General features: G+C 52.6%; 19 protein-coding genes and 2 tRNA genes. 5 read left to right on the top strand and 16 right to left on the bottom strand.

Annotation, left to right across the window (positions count from 1 at the left end; translation table 11 throughout):
- Positions 1–219: 219 nt before the first annotated feature.
- From truB to FDX14_RS14070, 6 genes are all read right to left on the bottom strand, one after another.
- Positions 220–1,164, bottom strand: coding sequence for a tRNA pseudouridine(55) synthase TruB (truB, locus tag FDX14_RS14095; protein WP_042311264.1), 945 nt, complete (start codon positions 1,162–1,164; stop codon positions 220–222).
- The gene (rbfA, locus tag FDX14_RS14090) at positions 1,164–1,568 is read right to left on the bottom strand and encodes a 30S ribosome-binding factor RbfA (RefSeq protein ID WP_003024988.1); all 405 of its coding nucleotides are present in this window, start codon (positions 1,566–1,568) and stop codon (positions 1,164–1,166) included. The genes truB and rbfA overlap by 1 nt, the downstream gene beginning before the upstream one ends.
- A 146-nt stretch (positions 1,569–1,714) precedes the next feature.
- The gene (gene infB / locus FDX14_RS14085; RefSeq protein WP_042311268.1) at positions 1,715–4,405 is read right to left on the bottom strand and encodes a translation initiation factor IF-2; all 2,691 of its coding nucleotides are present in this window, start codon (positions 4,403–4,405) and stop codon (positions 1,715–1,717) included.
- A gap of 24 nt (positions 4,406–4,429) precedes the next feature.
- Positions 4,430–5,917 carry a transcription termination factor NusA gene (gene nusA, locus FDX14_RS14080; protein WP_042311270.1) on the bottom strand — a complete coding sequence of 496 codons (1,488 nt, stop codon included), beginning with the start codon at positions 5,915–5,917 and terminating at the stop codon, positions 4,430–4,432.
- A gap of 28 nt (positions 5,918–5,945) precedes the next feature.
- Entirely contained in the window at positions 5,946–6,398 is a 453-nt protein-coding gene (rimP, locus tag FDX14_RS14075) for a ribosome maturation factor RimP (protein ID WP_042311367.1), read from the bottom strand.
- A gap of 207 nt (positions 6,399–6,605) precedes the next feature.
- Positions 6,606–6,682 (bottom strand) — tRNA-Met (locus FDX14_RS14070).
- 334 nt (positions 6,683–7,016) lie between these two features.
- Between FDX14_RS14070 and argG the strand changes: the two genes are divergently transcribed.
- On the top strand, positions 7,017–8,360 hold the full coding sequence (gene argG, locus FDX14_RS14065) for an argininosuccinate synthase (protein WP_079225934.1): 1,344 nt from the start codon (positions 7,017–7,019) through the stop codon (positions 8,358–8,360).
- A 197-nt stretch (positions 8,361–8,557) separates the two neighbouring features.
- Here argG and FDX14_RS14060 read toward each other — a convergent pair.
- The 3 genes from FDX14_RS14060 to FDX14_RS14050 all read right to left on the bottom strand — a co-directional run bounded on the left by FDX14_RS14060 (position 8,558) and on the right by FDX14_RS14050 (position 10,047).
- Positions 8,558–8,644 (bottom strand) — tRNA-Leu (locus FDX14_RS14060).
- A 9-nt stretch (positions 8,645–8,653) separates the two neighbouring features.
- The gene (secG, locus tag FDX14_RS14055; RefSeq protein ID WP_003025000.1) at positions 8,654–8,986 is read right to left on the bottom strand and encodes a preprotein translocase subunit SecG; all 333 of its coding nucleotides are present in this window, start codon (positions 8,984–8,986) and stop codon (positions 8,654–8,656) included.
- 167 nt (positions 8,987–9,153) lie between these two features.
- The gene (locus FDX14_RS14050; RefSeq protein WP_061382517.1) at positions 9,154–10,047 is read right to left on the bottom strand and encodes a LysR family transcriptional regulator; all 894 of its coding nucleotides are present in this window, start codon (positions 10,045–10,047) and stop codon (positions 9,154–9,156) included.
- A 148-nt stretch (positions 10,048–10,195) separates the two neighbouring features.
- On the opposite strand from FDX14_RS14050, the gene iadA reads away from it, so the two are divergent.
- Positions 10,196–11,329 carry a beta-aspartyl-peptidase gene (gene iadA, locus FDX14_RS14045; protein WP_137349701.1) on the top strand — a complete coding sequence of 378 codons (1,134 nt, stop codon included), beginning with the start codon at positions 10,196–10,198 and terminating at the stop codon, positions 11,327–11,329.
- 10 nt (positions 11,330–11,339) lie between these two features.
- On the top strand, positions 11,340–12,803 hold the full coding sequence (gene dcuC / locus FDX14_RS14040; protein ID WP_042311277.1) for a C4-dicarboxylate transporter DcuC: 1,464 nt from the start codon (positions 11,340–11,342) through the stop codon (positions 12,801–12,803).
- 47 nt (positions 12,804–12,850) lie between these two features.
- On the opposite strand, the gene glmM is transcribed toward dcuC, so the two are convergent.
- From glmM to rlmE, 4 genes are all read right to left on the bottom strand, one after another.
- Complete coding sequence (glmM, locus tag FDX14_RS14035) at positions 12,851–14,188, bottom strand: phosphoglucosamine mutase (protein ID WP_042311278.1); 1,338 nt, start codon at positions 14,186–14,188, stop codon at positions 12,851–12,853.
- Positions 14,181–15,029, bottom strand: a complete 849-nt coding sequence (gene folP / locus FDX14_RS14030) for a dihydropteroate synthase (RefSeq protein ID WP_061382519.1) — start codon at positions 15,027–15,029, stop codon at positions 14,181–14,183. Before folP ends, glmM begins: the two co-directional genes overlap by 8 nt.
- Before the next feature lie 99 nt (positions 15,030–15,128).
- On the bottom strand, positions 15,129–17,063 hold the full coding sequence (gene ftsH, locus FDX14_RS14025) for an ATP-dependent zinc metalloprotease FtsH (RefSeq protein ID WP_003025013.1): 1,935 nt from the start codon (positions 17,061–17,063) through the stop codon (positions 15,129–15,131).
- A 99-nt stretch (positions 17,064–17,162) separates the two neighbouring features.
- On the bottom strand, positions 17,163–17,792 hold the full coding sequence (gene rlmE / locus FDX14_RS14020) for a 23S rRNA (uridine(2552)-2'-O)-methyltransferase RlmE (protein ID WP_006687879.1): 630 nt from the start codon (positions 17,790–17,792) through the stop codon (positions 17,163–17,165).
- 125 nt (positions 17,793–17,917) lie between these two features.
- Here rlmE and yhbY point away from each other — a divergent pair, with 125 nt between their 5' ends.
- Positions 17,918–18,211 carry a ribosome assembly RNA-binding protein YhbY gene (yhbY, locus tag FDX14_RS14015; RefSeq protein ID WP_003025016.1) on the top strand — a complete coding sequence of 98 codons (294 nt, stop codon included), beginning with the start codon at positions 17,918–17,920 and terminating at the stop codon, positions 18,209–18,211.
- Positions 18,212–18,364: 153 nt separating this feature from the next.
- Here yhbY and greA read toward each other — a convergent pair whose 3' ends face one another.
- Positions 18,365–18,841, bottom strand: coding sequence for a transcription elongation factor GreA (greA, locus tag FDX14_RS14005; RefSeq protein ID WP_003025019.1), 477 nt, complete (start codon positions 18,839–18,841; stop codon positions 18,365–18,367).
- A 249-nt stretch (positions 18,842–19,090) separates the two neighbouring features.
- On the opposite strand from greA, the gene dacB reads away from it, so the two are divergent.
- Positions 19,091–20,524 (top strand): serine-type D-Ala-D-Ala carboxypeptidase, encoded by a 1,434-nt coding sequence (gene dacB, locus FDX14_RS14000; RefSeq protein ID WP_042311282.1) that lies wholly within the window; start codon positions 19,091–19,093, stop codon positions 20,522–20,524.
- A 74-nt stretch (positions 20,525–20,598) separates the two neighbouring features.
- Here dacB and cgtA read toward each other — a convergent pair whose 3' ends face one another.
- Positions 20,599–21,771 carry an Obg family GTPase CgtA gene (gene cgtA, locus FDX14_RS13995; protein WP_038634240.1) on the bottom strand — a complete coding sequence of 391 codons (1,173 nt, stop codon included), beginning with the start codon at positions 21,769–21,771 and terminating at the stop codon, positions 20,599–20,601.
- A gap of 15 nt (positions 21,772–21,786) precedes the next feature.
- Positions 21,787–22,752, bottom strand: coding sequence for a DMT family transporter (locus tag FDX14_RS13990; RefSeq protein WP_006687874.1), 966 nt, complete (start codon positions 22,750–22,752; stop codon positions 21,787–21,789).
- Positions 22,753–22,774: the final 22 nt, after the last annotated feature.

Genomic DNA, 22,774 nt, shown 5'->3' with positions numbered 1-22,774 from the left:
CCCAGTGTATACACTTTATCCTTCAAACTGACTCTGCGTTGGCTGCGTCCGCTCACCTCAGTCACTTACCTAAGTAAGCTCATGAGGATTCTCAGACTTGCCGCTTTGATGCAGCTCGAATGATTTTGTGTATACGCCACGCAGATTGTTAAACAATTCACGCGACGTTAAGCGGCAGTATTCTACTCGCAGCGCCCTTTTATCGCAAGACAGAGAGCGTTATGCCGGATATTCAACCACCAAGCGACGGGGGGCGACACGACCTTCATCGTCGATCTCCCCCATGCCGATAAATTTGCCGTCATCGCCTTCCGTCACACGCACCAGGCCTTCCAGCGGGACACCTGTCGTACGTACCGGGTTACCATTTTTAAAGTAAACCGACGATGTTAAAGGCAAATTAACAACAGGATAGTCCGATGCTGGACTGTCCATTGGCATCAGCAAGGGATCAAGCAACTGAGCGGCCGGAATGTTCTGCTGCTCAGCCTGTTCAACCAGCTCGCGCAAGTGTTCCAGCGTCACCATACGATCCACCGGATACTTGCTGACCGTCAAACGACGCAGGTACGTTACGTGCGCACCACAGCCGAGCTTCTCGCCCAGATCGTCGATAATAGTGCGAATATAGGTACCTTTGGAGCAGTGAACTTCCAGCTCCAGCTCGTTACCTTCATGGCGAATAAACAGCAGCTCATAGACGGTAATCGGGCGCGCTTCACGCGGCACTTCAATACCCTGACGCGCATATTCGTACAGCTTTTTACCCTGATACTTCAGCGCCGAATACATTGACGGAATCTGCTCGATATCGCCGCGGAAAGTCTCCAGCGCGCTCGCAAGTTGCTCTGCGCTGAAGGTTACGGGACGTTCCTGCACGATTTGCCCATCGGCATCAGAGGTGTCAGTACGTTGCCCCAGGCGGGCTACTACGCGATAGCGTTTGTCAGAATCTAGCAAATACTGCGAAAACTTCGTCGCTTCACCGAGGCAGATGGGCAGCATGCCCGTCGCCAGCGGATCCAGCGCGCCGGTATGACCCGCACGGTTGGCATTGTAGATGCGCTTTACTTTTTGCAGTACGTCATTGCTGGACATGCCCTGCGGCTTATCCAGCAGCAGGACACCGTGAATGTCGCGACCACGACGACGAGGACGACTCATCAGTCCTCCTTGCTGTCGTCCGCTGGGTTCACACGACGTTCATCGTCATGTTTCACCACGCTGGTCACCAGGTTAGACATACGCATCCCTTCAACCAACGAGTTGTCGTAGAAGAAGGTCAGTTCAGGCACGATACGCAAACGCATCGCTTTCCCCAGCAGGGAGCGGATAAAACCAGATGCTTCCTGCAGGGCCTTAATGCCGTTTTTCACAGCCGCTTCGTCCTGGTCGTTAAGGAAAGTCACGAATACTTTGGCATACGCCAGGTCACGGGACATCTCAACACCCGATACGGTGGTCATCATGCCAACACGCGGGTCTTTGATTTCGCGTTGCAGGATGAGTGCGATTTCTTTCTGCATTTCCTGCGCCACACGCTGCGGGCGACCAAATTCTTTCGCCATAATAAATTCTCCAGAATAAAGACAAAAAAGGGGCCATAAGCCCCTTTTTAAATTTCTTGCCGGGTGGCGCTTCGCTTACCCGGCCAACACCTAATCATCTTCTAAGAATTTTGGGCTGCAAATTGCGGTCCAAAAGACGACGAAGATTATGCGATGGTACGTTTGATCTCGATAATCTCGAACACTTCGATCATATCGCCAACGCGAACGTCGTTGTAGTTCTTAACGCCGATACCACATTCCATACCGTTACGGACTTCGTTAACGTCATCTTTGAAGCGGCGCAGGGATTCCAGCTCGCCTTCATAGATAACCACGTTGTCGCGCAGGACGCGGATTGGGTTGTGACGTTTAATCGTGCCTTCGGTAACCATACAGCCTGCGATAGCGCCGAATTTCGGTGATTTGAACACATCACGAACTTCAGCCAGACCAATGATCTGCTGTTTCAGTTCCGGAGACAGCATGCCGCTCATCGCCGCTTTCACTTCGTCGATCAGATGATAGATGACGGAGTAGTAACGCAGATCCAGGCTTTCTGATTCGATAACTTTACGTGCAGAGGCATCAGCACGTACGTTGAAGCCAACCAGAATCGCGTTGGACGCCGCAGCCAGGGTTGCGTCGGTTTCGGTGATACCACCTACGCCAGAACCGATGATCTTCACTTTCACTTCGTCGGTAGACAGTTTCAGTAAGGAGTCGGAGATCGCTTCTACAGAACCCTGTACGTCAGCTTTCAGTACGACGTTCACTTCGTGAACTTCGCCATCGGTCATGTTGGCGAACATGTTCTCAAGTTTGGATTTCTGCTGACGAGCCAGTTTAACTTCACGGAATTTGCCCTGACGATACAGTGCAACTTCACGGGCTTTCTTCTCGTCACGCACCACGGTCACTTCGTCACCGGCAGCCGGAACACCGGACAGACCGAGGATTTCCACTGGAATGGACGGACCTGCTTCCAGAACTTCCTGACCCAGTTCGTTACGCATCGCACGCACGCGGCCGTATTCGAAGCCACACAGTACGATGTCGCCTTTATGCAGCGTACCTTCGCGTACCAGGACGGTAGCAACCGGACCACGACCTTTATCCAGGAAGGATTCGATTACCGCGCCGCTCGCCATACCTTTACGAACAGCTTTCAGCTCCAGAACTTCGGCCTGCAGCAGGATCGCATCCAGCAGTTCGTCGATACCGGTACCGGCTTTCGCAGAAACGTGAACAAACTGGCTCTCGCCGCCCCACTCTTCCGGCATGATGCCGTACTGGGACAGTTCGTTTTTAACGCGATCCGGATCCGCTTCTGGTTTATCGATTTTGTTGACTGCAACCACCACCGGCACACCTGCCGCTTTCGCGTGCTGGATAGCTTCGATGGTCTGCGGCATCACGCCGTCGTCTGCTGCAACAACCAGAACCACGATATCCGTTGCCTGAGCACCACGAGCACGCATGGAGGTAAACGCGGCGTGACCCGGGGTATCCAGGAAGGTGATCATACCGTTGTCAGTTTCAACGTGGTACGCACCGATGTGCTGGGTAATGCCGCCCGCTTCGCCAGAAGCCACTTTCGTGGAACGAATGTAGTCCAGCAGGGAGGTTTTACCGTGGTCAACGTGACCCATGATGGTTACAACCGGTGCGCGCGGTTCAGCCGCAGCGCCGGTGTCACGGTCGCTCATTACTGCTTCTTCCAGCTCGTTTTCACGACGCAGGATAACTTTGTGGCCCATCTCTTCGGCAACCAGCTGTGCGGTTTCCTGGTCGATGACCTGGTTGATGGTCGCCATAGCGCCCAGTTTCATCATCGCTTTGATGACCTGAGAGCCTTTCACCGCCATCTTGTTAGCCAGTTCGCCAACGGTGATGGTTTCGCCGATCACAACGTCACGGTTAACAGCCTGAGCTGGTTTCTGGAAGCCCTGCTGCAGAGCGGAACCTTTACGCTGTTTACCGCCTTTACCACCACGAACTGCGGCGCGCGCTTCTTCACGGTCGGCTTTCGATTCAGCGTGTTTGTTGCCTTTCTTCGCCGGACGCGCGGCTTTCGCGCTGCGAGTACGGCCACGGCCGCCTTCTACTTCACGATCGTTTTCGTCTTCCGCCTGGCGAGCGTGCTGAGAAGTCGTGACGTGATAATCGCTGGTATCTTCAACAGGTTCAGCGTTATTCACACCATTTTTCTCGTTTTCTTCCGCCATACGGCGAGCTTCTTCCGCTACGCGGCGAGCTTCTTCTTCAAGCTTGCGACGTGCTTCTTCTTCCGCTTTACGTTTCAGTTCTGCGGCTTCATTTTCACGGCGGGCTTTTTCGGCCTGGGCGGTTTTAGTCATATCGTCGGTCTGTTGATTGCTCACTTTGTCTTTTTCCGCAGCTTCACGTTTCGCTTTATCAGCGGCTTCACGCTTAGCTTGTTCTGCGGCCTCACGTTCGGCTTTTTGTTGCGCCTCGCGTTTGGCAGCTTCTTCTGCCTCACGACGGGCTTGCTCTTCCGCTTCACGCTGCGCCTGCTCTTCCGCGGCCAGGCGTTCAGCCTCTTGCGGATCGCGTTTCACAAAGGTGCGTGTCTTGCGGACTTCGATTTGTACCGATTTGCTTTTCCCACCGGTACCTGGAATATTGAGAGTACTGCGCGTTTTACGCTGCAATGTCAACTTATCCGGCGCTGAGCCGTTCTCACGGTTCAGATGCGCCAGTAAGGTTTGTTTCTCTTGTGCGGACACAGAGTCATCAGCAGACTTACGGATACCTGCATCAGCAAATTGCTGTACCAGGCGATCCACGGAGGTCTGTATCTCTGCAGCCAGCGTTTTTACGGTTACATCTGTCATACTGTTCCTTCCTGCTACAGTTTATTACGCTTCATCACCGAACCAGCAAATATTACGGGCAGCCATAATCAGCTCACCGGCTTTTTCGTCGGTCAACCCTTCGATATCAGCCAGATCATCAATGCCCTGTTCGGCGAGATCTTCCAGCGTACAAACACCACGGGCAGCCAGTTTAAAGGCCATATCGCGATCCAATCCTTCCAGATTCAGCAGATCGTCAGCCGGTTTGTTATCACCGAGGCTTTCTTCCTGGGCCAGTGCCAGAGTGGTCAGTGCGTTTTTAGCACGCTCGCGCAGCGCTTCAACGGTCTGTTCATCGAGGCCGTCAATTTCCAGCAGTTCTTTCATTGGCACGTAGGCCAGTTCTTCCAGCGTCGCAAAACCTTCTTCCACCAGAACTGTCGCGAAATCTTCATCGATATCGAGATATTTGGTGAAGGTATCGATGGCTGCATGTGCTTCAGCCTGATGCTTCGCTTGCAGGTCATCAACGGTCATTACGTTGAGTTCCCAACCGCTCAGTTGTGAAGCCAGGCGGACGTTCTGACCGTTACGTCCAATCGCCTGAGCCAGGTTACCGGCTTCAACCGCGATATCCATGGTGTGTTTGTCTTCATCCACCACGATAGAAGCGACATCTGCTGGCGCCATTGCATTAATCACGAACTGCGCCGGGTTATCATCCCACAGGACGATATCGATACGCTCGCCGCCCAGTTCGGTAGAGACCGCCTGAACGCGCGCACCGCGCATACCCACACACGCGCCGACCGGATCAATACGCTTGTCGTTGGTCTTAACGGCGATTTTCGCACGAGAGCCAGGATCGCGAGCAGCCGCTTTAATTTCAATCACTTCTTCGCCAATTTCTGGCACTTCAATGCGGAACAGCTCAACCAGCATTTCCGGTTTGGAACGGGTTACGAACAGTTGCGCACCGCGCGCTTCCGGGCGCACAGAGTACAGAACGCCACGAATACGGTCGCCAGGGCGGAAGTTTTCACGCGGCAGCATGTCTTCACGCAGGATCACGGCTTCAGCATTGCTGCCCAGATCCAGGGAAATGTTGTCACGGTTAACTTTTTTCACCACACCCGTAACGATTTCGCCTTCGTGTTCGCGGAACTGATCAACAACCATTGCGCGTTCAGCTTCACGTACTTTCTGTACGATAACCTGTTTCGCAGTCTGGGTGGTGATACGGTCAAAGGTGACAGATTCAATCTGATCTTCAACATAGTCGCCCACGTTCAGGCTTTCGTCTTCGAAGCGTGCCGCTTCCAGCGTAATTTCTTTGGTTGGCTGGGTAACTTCTTCTACGATTACCCAACGACGGAAGGTATCGAAATCACCGCTTTTACGATCGATTTCTACACGGACGTCGATCTCTTGCTCATATTTTTTCTTTGTTGCTGTAGCCAGCGCACTTTCCAGCGCTTCAAAAATTTTCTCGCGTGGCAGCGCTTTTTCGTTGGATACGGCTTCAACAACAGCCAAAATTTCTTTGTTCATCGCGGGCTTTTCACCTCAATCCAGACTGTTAAAAGTGGGGAACCAGGTTCGCCTTCTGGATATTACTCAGCGCGAACACTTCATCTTTACCTTCGACTGTGACCGTGATCATCTCACCGTCCACCGCTTTGATAACGCCCAGCCATTTACGACGGTTTTGTACCGCCATACGAAGAACCAGCGTGACTTCTTCCCCCAGGAAACGCACGTAGTGTTCAGCAGTGAACAGAGGACGGTCGAGACCCGGCGAGGAAACTTCCAGGTTATAGGCAACGGTGATTGGGTCTTCGACATCCATCACGGCGCTTACCTGATGGCTCACATCAGCACAATCATCAACATTGATGCCATCTTCACTATCAATATAGATGCGCAGTGTGGATGTGCGACCGCGAATAAATTCGATGCCGACCAGTTCGTAGCCCAGGGCTTCAACCGGTGCTGTAATCATCTCTGTTAATTTTTGCTCTAATGTGGACAAGCCCACCCCCAAGACATAAAAAAAGGGCCTAAAGCCCAGTTATTCTGTAGTCAGATAACAAAAAACCCCGATAAATCGGGGCTTTAGATAACTGAACCCTATAACCGCACCTGCGGTTCGGAGAACCTTCCGAAAGAATTTTTTTCAAATCCAGCTACGAAGGCCTAAGTCTTCACAGTATATTTGAAAAAGAACTCTAAGGGAAAGTGGTTGCGGGGGCCGGATTTGAACCGACGACCTTCGGGTTATGAGCCCGACGAGCTACCAGGCTGCTCCACCCCGCGCCTGAAACGTGGCAAATTTTACTCGTTTTGGGTAAAAAATGCAAATACTGCTGGGATTTGGTACCGAGGACGGGACGTAAAATCTGCGCACAGTATATTGATTCACTATGCGTTATGTCAACCTTGTTACGACTATGCAAATCAATGAATTCCTACCAGCGCATCTCCAGCAAGATAAATATGCCATCCGCGCCGCTATTTAACGAAATTGTCACTAAACTCTTCCTGTCATCCAGAAAAGATGATTAAATGAAAACTCATTTATTTTGCATAAAAATGCATTTAGTATAATAAGCCGACCTCTTCACCAGTCTATCAAGCAGGGTTTTATTTTATGACGACGATTCTCAAGCATCTCCCGGTAGGTCAACGTATTGGTATCGCTTTTTCCGGCGGCCTGGACACCAGTGCAGCACTGCTGTGGATGCGACAAAAAGGGGCTGTCCCATATGCATATACTGCGAATTTGGGCCAGCCGGATGAGGATGACTATGACAGCATTCCTCGCCGTGCAATGGAATATGGTGCTGAGAATGCTCGCCTGGTAGATTGCCGCAAGCAGCTGGTTGCCGAAGGGATCGCTGCCATTCAGTGCGGCGCCTTCCACAACACCACCGGTGGCCTGACCTATTTCAACACCACTCCGCTGGGCCGCGCCGTTACCGGCACCATGCTGGTTGCCGCCATGAAAGAAGATGGCGTGAACATCTGGGGTGACGGCAGCACCTATAAAGGCAACGATATTGAACGTTTCTATCGTTACGGCCTGCTGACCAACGCGGAACTGCAGATTTACAAACCATGGCTGGATACCGATTTTATCGATGAACTGGGTGGTCGCCATGAGATGTCCGAATTTATGATCGCCTGCGGCTTCGACTACAAAATGTCTGTTGAGAAAGCGTACTCCACTGACTCCAATATGCTCGGCGCGACCCACGAAGCGAAAGACCTGGAATTCCTGAACTCCAGCGTCAAAATCGTCAACCCGATTATGGGCGTGAAGTTCTGGGATGAGAGCGTGAAGATCCCGGCAGAAGAAGTGACCGTACGCTTTGAACAGGGTCATCCGGTAGCGCTAAACGGTAAAACCTTCAGCGATGATGTAGAAATGATGCTGGAAGCCAACCGCATCGGCGGCCGTCACGGTCTGGGCATGAGCGATCAGATTGAAAACCGTATTATTGAAGCGAAAAGCCGTGGCATCTATGAAGCCCCGGGGATGGCGCTGCTGCACATCGCTTACGAGCGTCTGCTGACCGGTATCCATAACGAAGACACCATTGAGCAATATCACTCTCATGGTCGTCAGTTGGGCAAACTGCTGTATCAGGGCCGTTGGTTCGACTCGCAGGCGCTGATGCTGCGTGACGGTCTGCAGCGTTGGGTCGCCAGCCAGATCACCGGCGAAGTGACGCTGGAGCTGCGCCGCGGCAACGACTACTCGATCCTCAATACCGTGTCCGACAACCTGACCTATAAGGCTGAGCGTCTGACCATGGAGAAAGGCGAGTCAGTATTCTCACCTGACGATCGTATCGGCCAGCTGACCATGCGTAATCTGGACATCACCGATACCCGCGAGAAGCTGTTCGGCTACGCGAAAGCCGGTCTGTTGACCGCCTCTTCAACGACCGGCCTGCCGCAGGTTGAGAATCTGGAAAACAAAGCGAAGTAAACATTTAGCATTCTAGGGCCGCGAAAGCGGCCTTTTTTATGCGCGGAATATAAGGTGTCTGTAGGCCTGATAAACGTAGCTCCATCAGGCGTTGTAATAATGTTGGATGGCGGCGTTAACGCCTTATCCGACCTACAGGATAGCCACAAATAACAGACGAAAAAAAAGACGCTTTGCAGCGTCTTTTTTTTGGAATTTGGTACCGAGGATGGGACTCGAACCCACAAGCCCGTTAGGGCACTACCACCTCAAGGTAGCGTGTCTACCAATTCCACCACCTCGGTACAGAATACTTAGCGTGGGATATCGCTGGTCGGCTGAGCCGGAGCAGCTGGCTGAGTTTGCTCGGTTTTCGCCGGTGCGCTCAGATTTTCCCACTCACTTCCTTTATTGGTCTTATTGCTGTTCATGTTACCCAGCACCAGACTGATGATGAAGAACAAGGTTCCCAATACAGCTGTCATACGGGTCATGAAGTTACCAGAACCACTTGAACCAAACAGAGTACCAGAAGCGCCTGCGCCAAAAGAGGCTCCCATATCAGCGCCTTTACCTTGCTGCAGCATGATCAAGCCTACCAGGCCAATTGCCACAATAAGGAAAACTACTAAAAGAGCTTCGTGCATAATCAACCTGTTCCTTGCGGAGTTGCCGCGTACAATGCTTCGACCATTAAAGCGGGAATGTTTACTGTTTCCCACTGAAGCGGGTGTGAATACTAACCAAAGCGAATAACCTTCGCAAGGGCAATTTGTTAGCATTGTATCAACTGCGGAAAAAATCGCCATATCAATCAAAAACGCAGCAATTTCTCCCAGCATCTCTGCATGACTGCGCGTTGATCGTCAAGGTTAGCCCATACCACAACGGGGATTTCACAAATCAGATCGCCATTTTCTGGCCAACAGTGAATAACTTGCTGATTCACCAACTCTTCCGCCACCATTGATTCGGGTAACCATGCCATTCCCATATGGCGCAGCACCATTTCGCGTATCGTTTCACTTAAACCGCTCTCAAAGACTTTTTTCAGGCGCGGACGGACGCGTTGTTCTGCCGGCTCAATAATGCGTCTGACAAAGGTATAGTCGCTGTAGCAGAGCCACGGAATAGACACCTGCGGATCGTCAAGCGTATCCGCCAGTTGTGCAGAAATAACCGGAATAAATCGTTCATATCGCCATAGCGAACGTTTTAATCCGCCGGCGATCTCCAGCCCCGGCTGCGCTAACGGTAAGTCGTATGTCACCAGCAAATCAATCTGCCGGTCAATCAGCGCATTAAAGTGATTGTCTATCCCCTGAATACTGGCATTTACCGTGAAATTGAGCTGTGGTTCACTCTGGCGTAAATAGTTGATCATATCCGGCAGGATATTGACCGACAGCGTATGCAGACTGACCATGACCAGCGTGTTATCCGTTGCGGGCGACATCGCCGATAGCTCGTGGCGCGCCTCTGTTAACGTACTGAGGACGTGTCGGGCATAGGGCTCAAAACGTTCACCATAGCGCGTCAGCGTGACGGGAGTCGTGGTCCGATCAAACAATGGCACGCCAAGCACCTCTTCCAGAGCTTTAATACGCCGACTGAGTGCAGGTTGAGTAATATGCCGCTGCGCAGCGGCTTGAGAGTAATTTCCATGCTGACTCAACGCCAGAAAGTCTTCCAGCCACTTACAATCCACGTTTAACTCTCCACCATGCCATAACCGCATCCTCCAATAACAAATCGGTAATAGTCATAGATATAGTAATGGCTTTATGGTGAGCGTCATAACAACAATATTCCGTTTCACCTGCCGACTCTCACCCTCGACGTTTGACAGGACCGATATGTTTACTTTACTGACCAATGCCCGTGTTTTTTCCCCTGAGGATTTAGGCCTCTGCTCCCTGCTCATTCATGCCGACCGAATTGTGGCGGTAGAAAAAGATATTTCGCTCTTTGATGGCGTCAAAGAGGTCATCGATTGTCGGGGTAAATGGGTTATCCCTGGTATCATCGATCAGCATGTCCATCTTACCGGTGGCGGCGGGGAAGCCGGGTTTGCCAGTCGGACGCCAGCCGTCAAGCTGCGCGATCTGATTCAGGCGGGCATTACCACGGTCGTCGGCGTGTTGGGTACCGACGCTATTTCTCGCTCACCGAAAGATCTCTACGCCAAAATGCAGTCCCTTAATCTCGAAGGACTGCGTGCGTTTATGCACACGGGAGCCTACGCGGTACCCAGCCCGACCATTACGCGATCCATCCGCGATGACATGGCATTTATTCCGGCGATTCTTGGCGTAAAAATCGCGCTCGCCGATCACCGCGGTTCGTATCCCTCTTTCCAGGAATTGCTGAGAATAGTCAGCGATATCCGCGTATCTTCCTTACTGGCCGGGAAAAAAGGGCTGCTGCATGTCCACCTGGGGAATCTACCGGAAGGGATGTCGCAACTGCTTGAGCTGTGTGATGCAGGCATTCCGATTCACCACATTTCACCGACGCATGTAGCGAGAACAGAATCCTTGTTCGAACAGGCGATTGCTTTCGCCCATCGCGGCGGCCATATCGACGTTACGTCTGGCGGCAGCCGCTTTACACCTCAGGAGCAGGCGATCCTCCACGCCCTGGAAGCGCAGGTTCCGGCGGATCGCATCACGATCAGTTCTGACGGCAATGGCAGCGTGCCGCGCTTTAACGCTCAGGGTATCGTGGAGGGTTTAAGCGCGGCGCCGGTCGCAGGGAACCTTAATCTGCTTCCCCGCCTGATTGATGTGGGAATTCCAGTGTCTCAGGCGATCGCCATGTTGACGGCAAACGTCGCACGCTCGCTGGGTATTTCCGGCGGTGTGCTCAGCGCCGGGGAACGTGCCGATATCTGCGTACTTAATGATGACCTCTCGCTGGCCCATCTGTTTGCTGCGGGTAAACCGTTGCTGCACGATGGCGAGTGCCTGGTCACCGGCAACTTTGAGTGAGGAGGCGAGAATGTCATTATTACTGGCGCTAATCGCCATTATCTTTGCCGGACGTCTGATTCTCAAAAAGTATCATCCCCAGTCAGTGCTGCTGTTGACCGGGATTGTTCTCCTGCTGATCGCACATTTTAGTGGCATGACTACGCTCAGTAGCCTGGTGAAAAAAAGCACCGGCTTTGGCCCCTTCGACGCCTTTGAATTTATTCGCGATACCCTGAGCGTACGCCTCGGCGGTCTTGGGCTGCAAATTATGTTGATTGGTGGCTTCGCTACCTATATGTCGGCCATTGGCGCAAGCCAGGTGCTGGTTCGGGTGACGTCTCGTCCGTTGCAGCGTCTGAACTCGCCTTATCTGCTGTTGGGACTGGCGCTGCTGCTGGGCCAATTCCTGTCGCTGTTTATCAGCAGCGCTACCGGACTGGGCCTGTTGTTAATGGCGACGCTTTACCCACTGCTGACCCGACTGGGCTGCAGTCGCGCCGCCGTTGCCGCCGTTATCGCCAGTACCTGTGCGGTTGAGTTTGGCCCCGGTTCCGGCAACTCAGTTCTCGCCGCCAAAACCGCAGGTATCGAGGTCGTGAACTATTTCGTGCAGGATCAGTTGCCGATCGTTGTCCCCGTTATCCTTTTCATCGCGCTGCTGCATATTGTTGTGCAACGCTTTTTCGATCGTCGGGAAAGCGGTGACAATGCGGCTCAGCAGATGCAGACATTAACGTCGACCGAAGAAGCCGACGCCCCGATCGGCTGGCTGTTTTTGCCCATGCTGCCGCTGGTGTTGATGCTGGTGTGCAGCGATTTAGTGTTCAGCTCGCTCAAAATTACGCTGGATACCGCCGTACTGATAAGTCTGGCCATTACGCTGGTTTGTGAGTACGGACGCCATCGTAAAGCCCGGGAAGTCATGGCTGGCGTACAAAAGGTATTCGACAGCATGGGCAGCGTTTTTGCCACCGTGGTGACGCTGATTATCGCCGGTGAAGTTTTTTCTGCCGGACTGAAAGCCATTGGCGCCGTCGACGCACTGCTGTCGCTTTCCGGTGAATTTGGTCTCAGCGCCGCCTCAATTATCCTGTTGATGACCCTTATCACCTTTGCGATTTCAGCATTGATGGGTTCCGGAAATGCGGCATTTTTCTCCTTCGCCCCAATGGTGCCGGACATCAGCCGCCATATCGGCAGCGATATCGCAGTGATGATGCTACCTATCCAGATATCGGCGGGTATTGGTCGTACGTTATCTCCCATTGCTGGCGTCATCATTGCCATCGCGGGCATTGCCGGCGTATCGCCAGTAGATATTGTCAAGCGCACTGCGATCCCGATGCTCGGGGGTTGGCTACTAATGATTGCGCTGACTTTTGCCCGGTCAGGGCATTTACTGGCGGTTCTGCCGTGGCTGGCAGTCCTTGTACTGCTGATGCTCGGGGGGTATTTCTGGCAACGCCGACGTAAACAGCCGCTGGCGGTATAGTAAAAAAAGCCGGAGTCTCAGACTCCGGCTCTCACTGTCTTCAGTGTTTACGCCGCTTTCACTGCATCAGCAATACGGTGGGCGAATTCAGTTACCTGCGCCTCGTCTTCACCTTCAACCATCACACGAATTAATGGTTCAGTACCAGACTTACGCAACAGGACGCGTCCACGATTACCCAGCGCCGCTTCCACGTCTGCCATCACCGCTTTCACATTGTCATTTTCCAGCGGATCGCCGCTACCTGCGGTATAACGAACGTTAACCAGCAGTTGCGGGAACATTTTCATGCCGCTGCACAGGTCGTGCAAACTCATATGATTGCGCACCATCGCGGTCAGCACCTGCAGACCTGCCACGATACCGTCACCGGTGGTGGTTTTATCCAGCAGGATCACATGGCCTGAGTTTTCCGCACCGATACTCCAGCCTTTTTCCTGCATTTTTTCCAGGACATAGCGGTCACCGACTTTCGCACGGGCAAACGGAATACCCAACTGTTTCAACGCCAGCTCAAGGCCCATGTTGCTCATCAGCGTGCCTACCGCGCCACCGCGGAGTTGTCCCTGACGCAGCGCTTCACGGGCGATGATATACATGATTTGGTCACCGTCGACCTTATTGCCTTCGTGGTCGACCATGATCACGCGGTCTCCGTCGCCGTCCAGCGCGATACCCAGATCGGCTTTTTCTGCGATCACGCGCGCTTGCAGGGCACGGACGTCGGTAGCGCCGACCTCTTCATTGATGTTAACGCCATTTGGCTCACAACCAATGGCAATAACATTGGCGCCCAACTCACGCAGTACATTTGGCGCAATGTGATACGTCGCACCGTTAGCGCAATCCACCACAATTTTAAGCTCGCTCAGGCTCAGTTCATTCGGGAAGGTGCCTTTGCAAAACTCGATATAGCGACCGGCGGCATCGACGATACGGGTGGCTTTACCCAGCTCAGCCGAATCCACGCAGGTGATCGCTTTTTCCATCTCGGCTTCTATGGCTTCTTCAACCGCATCCGGCAGTTTGGTGCCGTCGATAGAGAAAAATTTGATCCCGTTGTCATAGTACGGGTTGTGCGAAGCGGAGATAACGATCCCGGCTTCCGCACGGAAAGCACGCGTCAGATAAGCAACGGCAGGTGTTGGCATTGGGCCAGTGAAAGAGGCAGAAAGACCTGCGGCAGCCAGGCCCGCTTCCAGCGCAGATTCCAGCATATAGCCGGAAATACGCGTATCTTTACCGATGATAATTTTTCGTGAACCATGACGTGCCAGCACTTTTCCTGCCGCCCACCCCAGTTTGAGCACAAAGTCAGGGGTAATTGGGGAGTCGCCTACGCGACCACGGATCCCATCAGTGCCAAAATATTTACGATTACTCATAGCGTTTGTTTTCCTTTGCAGACAATGTGGCTTCCACCACACGCATCGCTTCTACGGTTTCTTTGACGTCATGGACACGAACGATCTGCGCCCCCTGCATTGCGGCAATCACTGCGCACGCAAGACTACCGCTCAGGCGTTCGGATGGCCCCACATTCAGTAGTTGACCAACCATTGATTTTCGTGACATTCCAACCAGCAGCGGCAGATCAAAATGATGAAACTCAGCCAGGCGCGCCAGTAATGTGTAGTTGTGGGTGAGATTTTTACCGAATCCGAATCCCGGGTCGAGCAACAATTTATCTTTTGTGATTCCGGCTCGTTCACAACGTGCTATTTGCTCAACAAAGTAACGATTTACCTCAGCGAACACATCCTCGTACTTTGGCGCTTCCTGCATGGTTTTCGGCTGCCCCTGCATATGCATCAAACAAACCGGCAGTCCGGTTTCCGCGGCGGCTTCCAGCGCCCCGGGTTCCGAGAGTGAACGAATGTCATTAATGATATGTGCGCCGACCCGCGCGCATTCGCGAATCACTTCGGGTTTTGAGGTATCGACGGAAATCCATACTTCAAAACGTTGAGCAATCGCCTCCACCACGGGGATAACTCGTTGCAGCTCTTCTTCCACGCTCACATCAGCAGCGCCCGGACGCGTGGACTCCCCCCCCACATCAATGATAGTCGCCCCAGCGTTAATCATCAGATTTGCGTGTTTTACCGCCTCAACCAGAGAGTTGTGCGCCCCGCCATCGGAAAAAGAATCTGGCGTAACGTTTAAAATCCCCATGACGTGAGGATGGTTGAGATCCAGTGAAGAACCCTGAGCAAAGAGTTTCATAGTTTTATCCCTGGTAAAAATCTTGAGTATGCAGATAAGAAAAACCCCGGAGCAAGCCCCAGGGTTTTCAATTAAAACACGGTCATCATCAACGATAACTTATTTGTCGCCCAGTTGCTCTGACATGGTGCCAGAGTCCGGCGCACGCGGTTCATCAACCGGACGCGGCGCGCTCGGCTTGCCGGTGCTGCCAGAGTTGTTGTTAGAAGAACCCGGTTCTTCCCAACCCGCTGGCGGACGCACGTCGCGGCGAGCCATCAGATCATCAATCTGCGGTGCATCGATGGTCTCATATTTCATGAGCGCATCTTTCATCGAGTGCAGAATGTCCATGTTTTCGTTCAGCAGACGACGCGCACGGTCATAGTTACGCTCAATCAGCAGCTTAACTTCCTGATCGATAATACGAGCCGTTTCATCGGACATATGTTTAGCTTTCGCAACAGAACGTCCCAGGAACACTTCGCCTTCTTCTTCAGCGTACAGCAGCGGACCGAGTTTATCGGAGAAGCCCCACTGAGTAACCATGTTACGTGCCAGGTTAGTCGCGACTTTGATGTCGTTCGACGCACCGGTAGAAACATGTTCAGCACCGTAGATGATCTCTTCCGCCAGACGACCGCCATACAGCGTGGAGATCTGACTTTCCAGTTTCTGACGGCTGGCGCTGATTGCGTCGCCTTCAGGCAGGAAGAAGGTCACACCCAGCGCACGACCGCGCGGGATAATCGTTACTTTGTGCACCGGATCGTGTTCCGGTACCAGGCGACCGATAATCGCGTGGCCAGCTTCGTGATACGCGGTAGATTCTTTCTGCGCTTCCGTCATCACCATGGAGCGACGTTCCGCACCCATCATGATTTTGTCTTTCGCTTTCTCGAACTCAACCATCGACACCACGCGCTTGTTGCCGCGAGCAGCAAACAGCGCCGCTTCGTTCACCAGGTTCGCGAGGTCCGCACCGGAGAAGCCAGGGGTACCACGGGCAATGATTGCCGCATCGATATCCGGAGACAGTGGTACGCGACGCATATGCACTTTCAGGATCTGTTCACGACCGCGAACGTCCGGCAGACCAACCACAACCTGACGGTCGAAACGGCCTGGACGCAGCAGCGCAGGGTCAAGAACGTCCGGACGGTTAGTTGCCGCGATAACGATGATACCTTCGTTACCTTCGAAGCCGTCCATCTCAACCAGCATCTGGTTCAGCGTCTGCTCACGTTCATCGTGACCACCGCCCAGACCAGCGCCACGCTGGCGGCCTACGGCGTCGATTTCATCGATGAAGATGATGCACGGTGCCGCTTTCTTGGCCTGTTCGAACATGTCACGCACACGAGATGCACCAACACCCACGAACATTTCCACGAAATCAGAACCGGAAATTGTAAAGAATGGAACCTTCGCTTCACCGGCGATAGCTTTCGCCAACAAGGTTTTACCGGTACCCGGAGGACCGACCATCAGGACGCCTTTCGGGATTTTACCGCCCAACTTCTGGAAACGGCTCGGTTCGCGCAGGTATTCAACCAGCTCAGCAACCTCTTCCTTCGCTTCGTCACAACCCGCAACGTCAGCAAACGTGGTTTTGATCTGATCTTCCGTCAGCATGCGCGCTTTGCTCTTACCGAACGACATGGCGCCTTTGCCACCACCGCCCTGCATTTGACGCATGAAGAAGATCCAGACACCAATCAGCAGCAGCATTGGGAACCAGGAAATGAAGATAGAAGCCAGCAGGCTCGGCTCTTCAGGTGGTTCACCGACAACCTTGACGTTTTTGGTCAGCAGGTTATCAAGCAGCTTCGGATCGTTAACCGGAATGTAGGTCGTGTAACGGTTACTATCTTTCTTGGTAACGTTAATCTCACGTCCGTTGATCTTCGCTTCACGAACCTGGTCCTGATTGACCTCTTGCAGGAAGGTAGAGTAATCAACCTTACGGCCATTAGACTCGCTGGGCCCAAAGCTCTGGAATACTGACATCAGCACAACGGCAATGACCAGCCAGAGAATTAGGTTTTTCGCCATGTCACTCAAGGGATTAACCTCATATTACAACTGTGTTAAAAACAGCGTCAGGATACTCTATATCCAGTTTCTTTCAAACTTTCGTTTGAAATCTACCGGTTATGGTTTACGCCCGGTCGCTACAATATACACTTCACGCGAACGGGCGCGAGAAGAGTCCGGCTTACGAACTTTGACCTTCGTAAACAGGGAGCGAATCTCTCTTAGATACTCATCGAAGCCTTCGCCCTGGAACACCTTCACTACAAAACTACCACCTGGCGCTAAAACATCTCGAGCCATTCCAAGCGCCAGCTCTACCAGATACATGGCCCGGGGAATATCCACCGCCGGTGTTCCACACATATTTGGCGCCATATCAGACATGACAACTTGTACTTTACTGTCACCTACGCGTTCAAGTAACGCTTGCAGGACTAATTCATCACGAAAGTCGCCCTGAAGGAAGTCCACACCAACGATTGGATCCATAGGTAAAAGATCGCAAGCGATAATGCGGCCGCTGTTGCCGATCTGCGTAACCGCATATTGCGACCAGCCACCCGGTGCAGCGCCGAGATCAACAATCGTCATCCCCGGTTTAAAAATTTTGTCACTTTGCTGTATTTCATCAAGTTTAAACCAGGCACGGGAACGTAACCCCTTTTTCTGCGCCTGTTGAACATATTTATCGCTAAAGTGTTCCTGAAGCCAGCGACTCGAGCTGGCAGAACGCTTTTTACCTGTCATTTCACATTCCCAAAGGGCAGTTCATCGTAACCAATGGTGTAAATTTCTACACAGCTATTTGGTGATATATGGGAGATGGCGGTAGAATGACCCGTTTTCAATCCCAACGTAAGCAAAAATATACGATGAATCTGAGTACTAAACAAAAACAGCACCTGAAAGGTCTGGCACATCCGCTCAAGCCGGTAGTTATGCTTGGCAATAATGGTTTGACCGAAGGGGTACTGGCCGAGATTGAACAAGCGCTAGAGCACCATGAACTTATCAAGGTGAAAATCGCCTCGGAAGATCGCGATACCAAAACCTTGATCGTGGAAGCTATCGTACGCGAAACCGGCGCCTGCAATGTACAGGTCATCGGCAAAACGCTGGTACTGTATCGCCCGACTAAAGAACGTAAAATCTCGCTGCCACGCTAAGAATATCCCAAAGTCGCACACGAAGTTTGTGTAAAACGCGGGGTTTTCCGCTAGCAGGAGAGCAAAATGCCACGCTCTCTTCGTTGATAAAAGGCCGCTATGCGGCCTTTTTCCTTTCTTTACAATGTATCAACATCTTAACCAAGATGCGAATTACAGGTATTCGACCTTCGTTACTTCATATTCAACTTCACCGCCCGGCGTTTTGATAACGACGACGTCATCCTGCTCTTTGCCAATCAGGCCACGAGCAATAGGCGAGTTCACTGAAATCAGGTTCTGTTTAAAATCAGCTTCATCATCGCCGACAATACGCCAGGTCTGCTCTTCGTCATTATCGAGATTCAGAACGGTAACCGTCGCGCCGAAAACAACACGACCATTGTTCGGCATTTTTGTGACGTCAATCACCTGCGCATTGGACAGTTTAGCTTCGATATCTTTAATGCGTCCTTCGCAGAATCCCTGCTGTTCGCGAGCCGCGTGATACTCCGCGTTCTCTTTCAGGTCACCGTGTTCACGCGCTTCCGCGATAGCGGCGATAATTTCAGGACGGCGCACAGATTTCAGAAAATCCAGCTCTTCGCGCAGTTTTTCAGCACCACGTAAGGTCATCGGGATAGCTTGCATTTGTTATACCTCTTGAACATTCCTGTAGGGGGCGATGGTTCTCACCCCGGCTGCTAAGCCCACCCTGGCATACGCCATGCCAGAGTCAGAAGCAAAAAAATACCGACCCGGGGCTCAAGGTCCCAGGTCAGCTACAATTCTCTATATTGATGATCATTTTACCCTGGAGTTCCCTATGGGTCATCGTTTACTTTTTGGGGCGTTGCGCCGTAGTATGACGGCCTGTTTCCAGGTTGTTAGCGCGAGATTATGCGATTTCCCAGATTTACCATTGGATTGACTGCCAGTATAGCGTTCAGCGTTCAGGCTGCGAATGTCGACGAATACATCAACCAGCTTCCTGCCGGGGCCAACCTCGCCCTTATGGTACAGAAGGTTGGCGCACCTGCACCCGCTATTGATTTTCATAGCCAACAGATGGCGCTCCCTGCCAGTACCCAGAAAGTGATCACCGCGCTGGCGGCGTTGATTCAGCTCGGGCCTGACTTCCGTTTTACCACCACGCTTGAGACGAAAGGCAACGTGGAAGGCGGCATCTTGAAAGGCGACTTAGTGGCGCGATTTGGTGCCGATCCGACGCTAAAACGCCAGGATATTCGCAATATGGTGACGACCCTGAAAAAATCGGGTGTAACGCAAATTGCCGGAAATGTTCTGATCGACACCTCTATTTTCGCCAGTCATGATAAAGCCCCCGGTTGGCCCTGGAACGACATGACGCAATGTTTTAGCGCCCCGCCAGCCGCAGCCATTGTCGATCGCAACTGTTTCTCGATTTCGCTCTACAGCGCGCAAAAACCGAACGATCTAGCATTTATTCGCGTGGCATCCTACTACCCGGTCACCATGTTCAGCCAGGTGCGAACCCTCGCGCGTGGCTCTGCCGAAGCGCAATATTGTGAACTGGACGTGGTTCCAGGCGATCTCAACCGCTTCACGCTGACCGGATGCCTACCTCAACGCGCCGACCCGCTGCCGCTGGCGTTCGCCATTCAGGACGGTGCCAGCTATGCCGGAGCGATTATTAAAGATGAGCTAAAACAAGCGGGTATCACTTACAGCGGCACGCTGCTGCGCCAGACGCAGGTCAACGAGCCGGGAACCGTGGTTGCCAGCAAACAGTCAGCGCCGCTGCATGACCTGCTTAAGATTATGCTGAAAAAATCAGACAACATGATCGCCGATACCGTTTTCCGCATGATTGGCCATGCACGATTTAACGTCCCGGGCACCTGGCGGGCAGGTTCCGATGCCGTACGCCAGATTTTGCGTCAGCAAGCGGGCGTTGATATCGGCAACACCATTATCGCCGACGGTTCTGGCCTCTCCCGCCATAACCTGATTGCCCCAGCGACCATGATGCAGGTGCTGCAATACATCGCACAGCACGATAACGAGCTGAACTTTATTACTATGCTGCCGCTGGCGGGCCATGACGGCTCCCTGCAATACCGTGCGGGCCTGCATCAGGCTGGCGTGGATGGCAAAGTATCGGCGAAGACAGGCTCGCTACAGGGCGTCTACAACCTCGCAGGCTTCATCACCACGGCAAGCGGTCAGCGCATGGCATTTGTGCAGTATCTGTCGGGTTATGCGGTAGAGCCGGCTGATCAGCGTAATCGTCGTATTCCGCTGGTTCGCTTTGAGAGCCGGTTGTACAAGGATATTTATCAGAATAACTGATAGAAAACGGGCCGCAAATGCGGCCCGTTGGCTTTTGTAGGCCGGATAAGCGTAAGCGCCATCCGGTTACGAGATTAACGTTTGTAGATGAACTCAACGCCTTCTTCGTCGTCTTCGTCCCAATCGTCATCCCAGTCATCTTCCGCTTCGTCTTCGACTTCAGCGAGCTGCTGGCGGTGATAATCATCCCACATGAACTCAACTTTCTCTGGCTGTTTTGCTTCTTCAGCCTGAACAATCGGGTTCTCAATGATAAAGGTCATCACATCCCAGCACAGATCCTTCACGCCCAACTGGCTGGCGGCGGAGATCAGGTAATATTTACCTTCCCAGCCCAGCGCTTCAGCGATCGCTTTCGCTTTCTCTTCCGCTTCGGCCTTGTCCAGCAAATCAATTTTGTTGAACACTAACCAGCGCGGTTTAGACGCCAGATCCTGACTGTATTTTTCCAGTTCGCCAATAATGATACGGGCGTTTTCTACCGGATCGGAGCCATCAATTGGATCGATATCGATGAGGTGCAGCAGCACGCGGCAACGTTCCAGGTGTTTCAGGAAGCGAATACCGAGGCCCGCGCCTTCAGCCGCGCCTTCAATCAGCCCCGGAATGTCAGCCACGACGAAGCTCTTTTCGTTATCCATACGTACCACACCCAGGCTTGGTACCAGGGTGGTGAACGGATAATCGGCAACTTTCGGCTTCGCCGCGGATACCGCACGGATAAACGTCGATTTACCGGCATTTGGCATACCCAGCATACCGACATCCGCCAGCAGCATCAGTTCCAGCAACAGATCGCGCTTATCGCCCGGTGTCCCCATCGTTTTCTGACGCGGAGTACGGTTGACCGAGGATTTGAAACGGGTGTTACCCAGGCCGTGCCAGCCGCCTTTAGCGACCATCAGACGCTGACCATGCTTGGTCATGTCGCCCATGGTTTCGCCGGTGCCCTGATCGATAACGCGCGTACCGACAGGCACTTTAATCGTAACGTCTTTACCGCGTTTACCTGTGCAATCGCGGCTCGCGCCATTCTGACCACGTTCAGCACGGAAAGATTTTTCAAAACGGTAATCGATCAGCGTGTTCAGGTTTTCGTCGGCTTCCATCCATACGTCGCCGCCATCACCGCCATCACCGCCGTCCGGGCCGCCTTTTGGAATATATTTTTCACGGCGGAAGCTCACGCAACCATTACCGCCATCACCTGCAACGACCAGAATCGATGCTTCATCAACAAACTTCATTTTACTCTCCGTAAATCATTCGCCTGAGCGGGGTTGCGAAACCACCGTTTCATGCTTACGTAAACCGCCCCAAATTCGATGACCAATGGCGGAATACATCGCGCCCGCAACCACGATAAACGCACCGAGATAACCTAAAAGGTTTAGCATCGGTCTGGCGAAGAAATCGGGCCAGGCCAGTGATAATAAATCTGAAAATAACAACGTAAACAGCGGGGTAAGCGTAATAATGGCGCTTACCTGTGCAGCCTGCCAACGCGCCATCGCTTCCGCGAGAGCGCCGTATCCCACCAGCGTATTCAGGCCACAGAATACCAGGCAGGCCAGCTGCCAGTCGCTGAGCTGCGTGATGACGCCGGGCTTAGCCAGCGGCAACAACGCTATCGTACATAAAGTGTACAGTAAAAACAGGATCTGCGGTGACGCCAGACGGCGCAATAACACCTTTTGCGCGACCCCATAGCTCACCCAAACCATCGCCGCACCGACACCAAAGATAACGCCCCAGGTGTAATCGGTGAGTCGGGTAAAAATTTCGATTAGACTGGTATTAAAAAACAGAACCAGGCCGCTCAGAAGCATAATGGCGCCAATCACCTGCGTGCCGCGCATCTTTTCTTTCAGGATAAAGACGCTTGCGATCATCATACCAACCGGTGACAGTTGGCCAATAACCTGCGAAGCCGTTGGGCTCAAGTATTGCAAAGATGAACTAAACAGAATGAAGTTACCGAACAGCCCACCGGTGGCTATTGCCAACAGCACCAACCAACGCGCTTTGCGAAAAATGCGCAACGGGGGGAGCTTTTTTTTAACCGCAAGGATAGCGCCAAGGCCAATACTTGCCATTAAAAAACGGTAGAACACCACGGTAGGAGGCTCCATCACCTCCAGCACTTGCTTCATTGCTATTGGCAAAGCGCCCCAACATATTGCAGTCGTGAGTGCTAACAGAATACCAATGCCTGCCTGCTGCTTCATGCCGTATTCCCTGCAAGGGCTC

Origin of the sequence: Citrobacter sp. wls710 (assembly GCF_005281115.1) — a bacterium.
In the GTDB taxonomy this organism is placed as follows: Bacteria; Pseudomonadota; Gammaproteobacteria; order Enterobacterales; family Enterobacteriaceae; genus Citrobacter; species Citrobacter werkmanii.
Note: the sequence above shows the minus strand (reverse complement) of the source record. Positions and strands in the feature narration are given on the sequence as shown.

Excerpts from the sequence above, each read along its gene's own strand:
- ftsH (WP_003025013.1), bottom strand. The coding sequence starts at position 17,063 with ATGGCGAAAAACCTAATTCTCTGGCTGGTCATTGCCGTTGTGCTGATG.
- FDX14_RS13990 (WP_006687874.1), bottom strand. The coding sequence starts at position 22,752 with ATGAAGCAGCAGGCAGGCATTGGTATTCTGTTAGCACTCACGACTGCA.
- infB (WP_042311268.1), bottom strand. The coding sequence starts at position 4,405 with ATGACAGATGTAACCGTAAAAACGCTGGCTGCAGAGATACAGACCTCC.
- cgtA (WP_038634240.1), bottom strand. The coding sequence starts at position 21,771 with ATGAAGTTTGTTGATGAAGCATCGATTCTGGTCGTTGCAGGTGATGGC.
- folP (WP_061382519.1), bottom strand. The coding sequence starts at position 15,029 with ATGAAACTCTTTGCTCAGGGTTCTTCACTGGATCTCAACCATCCTCAC.
- secG (WP_003025000.1), bottom strand. The coding sequence starts at position 8,986 with ATGCACGAAGCTCTTTTAGTAGTTTTCCTTATTGTGGCAATTGGCCTG.
- rlmE (WP_006687879.1), bottom strand. The coding sequence starts at position 17,792 with ATGACAGGTAAAAAGCGTTCTGCCAGCTCGAGTCGCTGGCTTCAGGAA.
- greA (WP_003025019.1), bottom strand. The coding sequence starts at position 18,841 with ATGCAAGCTATCCCGATGACCTTACGTGGTGCTGAAAAACTGCGCGAA.
- iadA (WP_137349701.1), top strand. The coding sequence starts at position 10,196 with ATGTTTACTTTACTGACCAATGCCCGTGTTTTTTCCCCTGAGGATTTA.
- nusA (WP_042311270.1), bottom strand. The coding sequence starts at position 5,917 with ATGAACAAAGAAATTTTGGCTGTTGTTGAAGCCGTATCCAACGAAAAA.
- truB (WP_042311264.1), bottom strand. The coding sequence starts at position 1,164 with ATGAGTCGTCCTCGTCGTCGTGGTCGCGACATTCACGGTGTCCTGCTG.
- yhbY (WP_003025016.1), top strand. The coding sequence starts at position 17,918 with ATGAATCTGAGTACTAAACAAAAACAGCACCTGAAAGGTCTGGCACAT.
- rbfA (WP_003024988.1), bottom strand. The coding sequence starts at position 1,568 with ATGGCGAAAGAATTTGGTCGCCCGCAGCGTGTGGCGCAGGAAATGCAG.
- dcuC (WP_042311277.1), top strand. The coding sequence starts at position 11,340 with ATGTCATTATTACTGGCGCTAATCGCCATTATCTTTGCCGGACGTCTG.
- dacB (WP_042311282.1), top strand. The coding sequence starts at position 19,091 with ATGCGATTTCCCAGATTTACCATTGGATTGACTGCCAGTATAGCGTTC.
- argG (WP_079225934.1), top strand. The coding sequence starts at position 7,017 with ATGACGACGATTCTCAAGCATCTCCCGGTAGGTCAACGTATTGGTATC.
- glmM (WP_042311278.1), bottom strand. The coding sequence starts at position 14,188 with ATGAGTAATCGTAAATATTTTGGCACTGATGGGATCCGTGGTCGCGTA.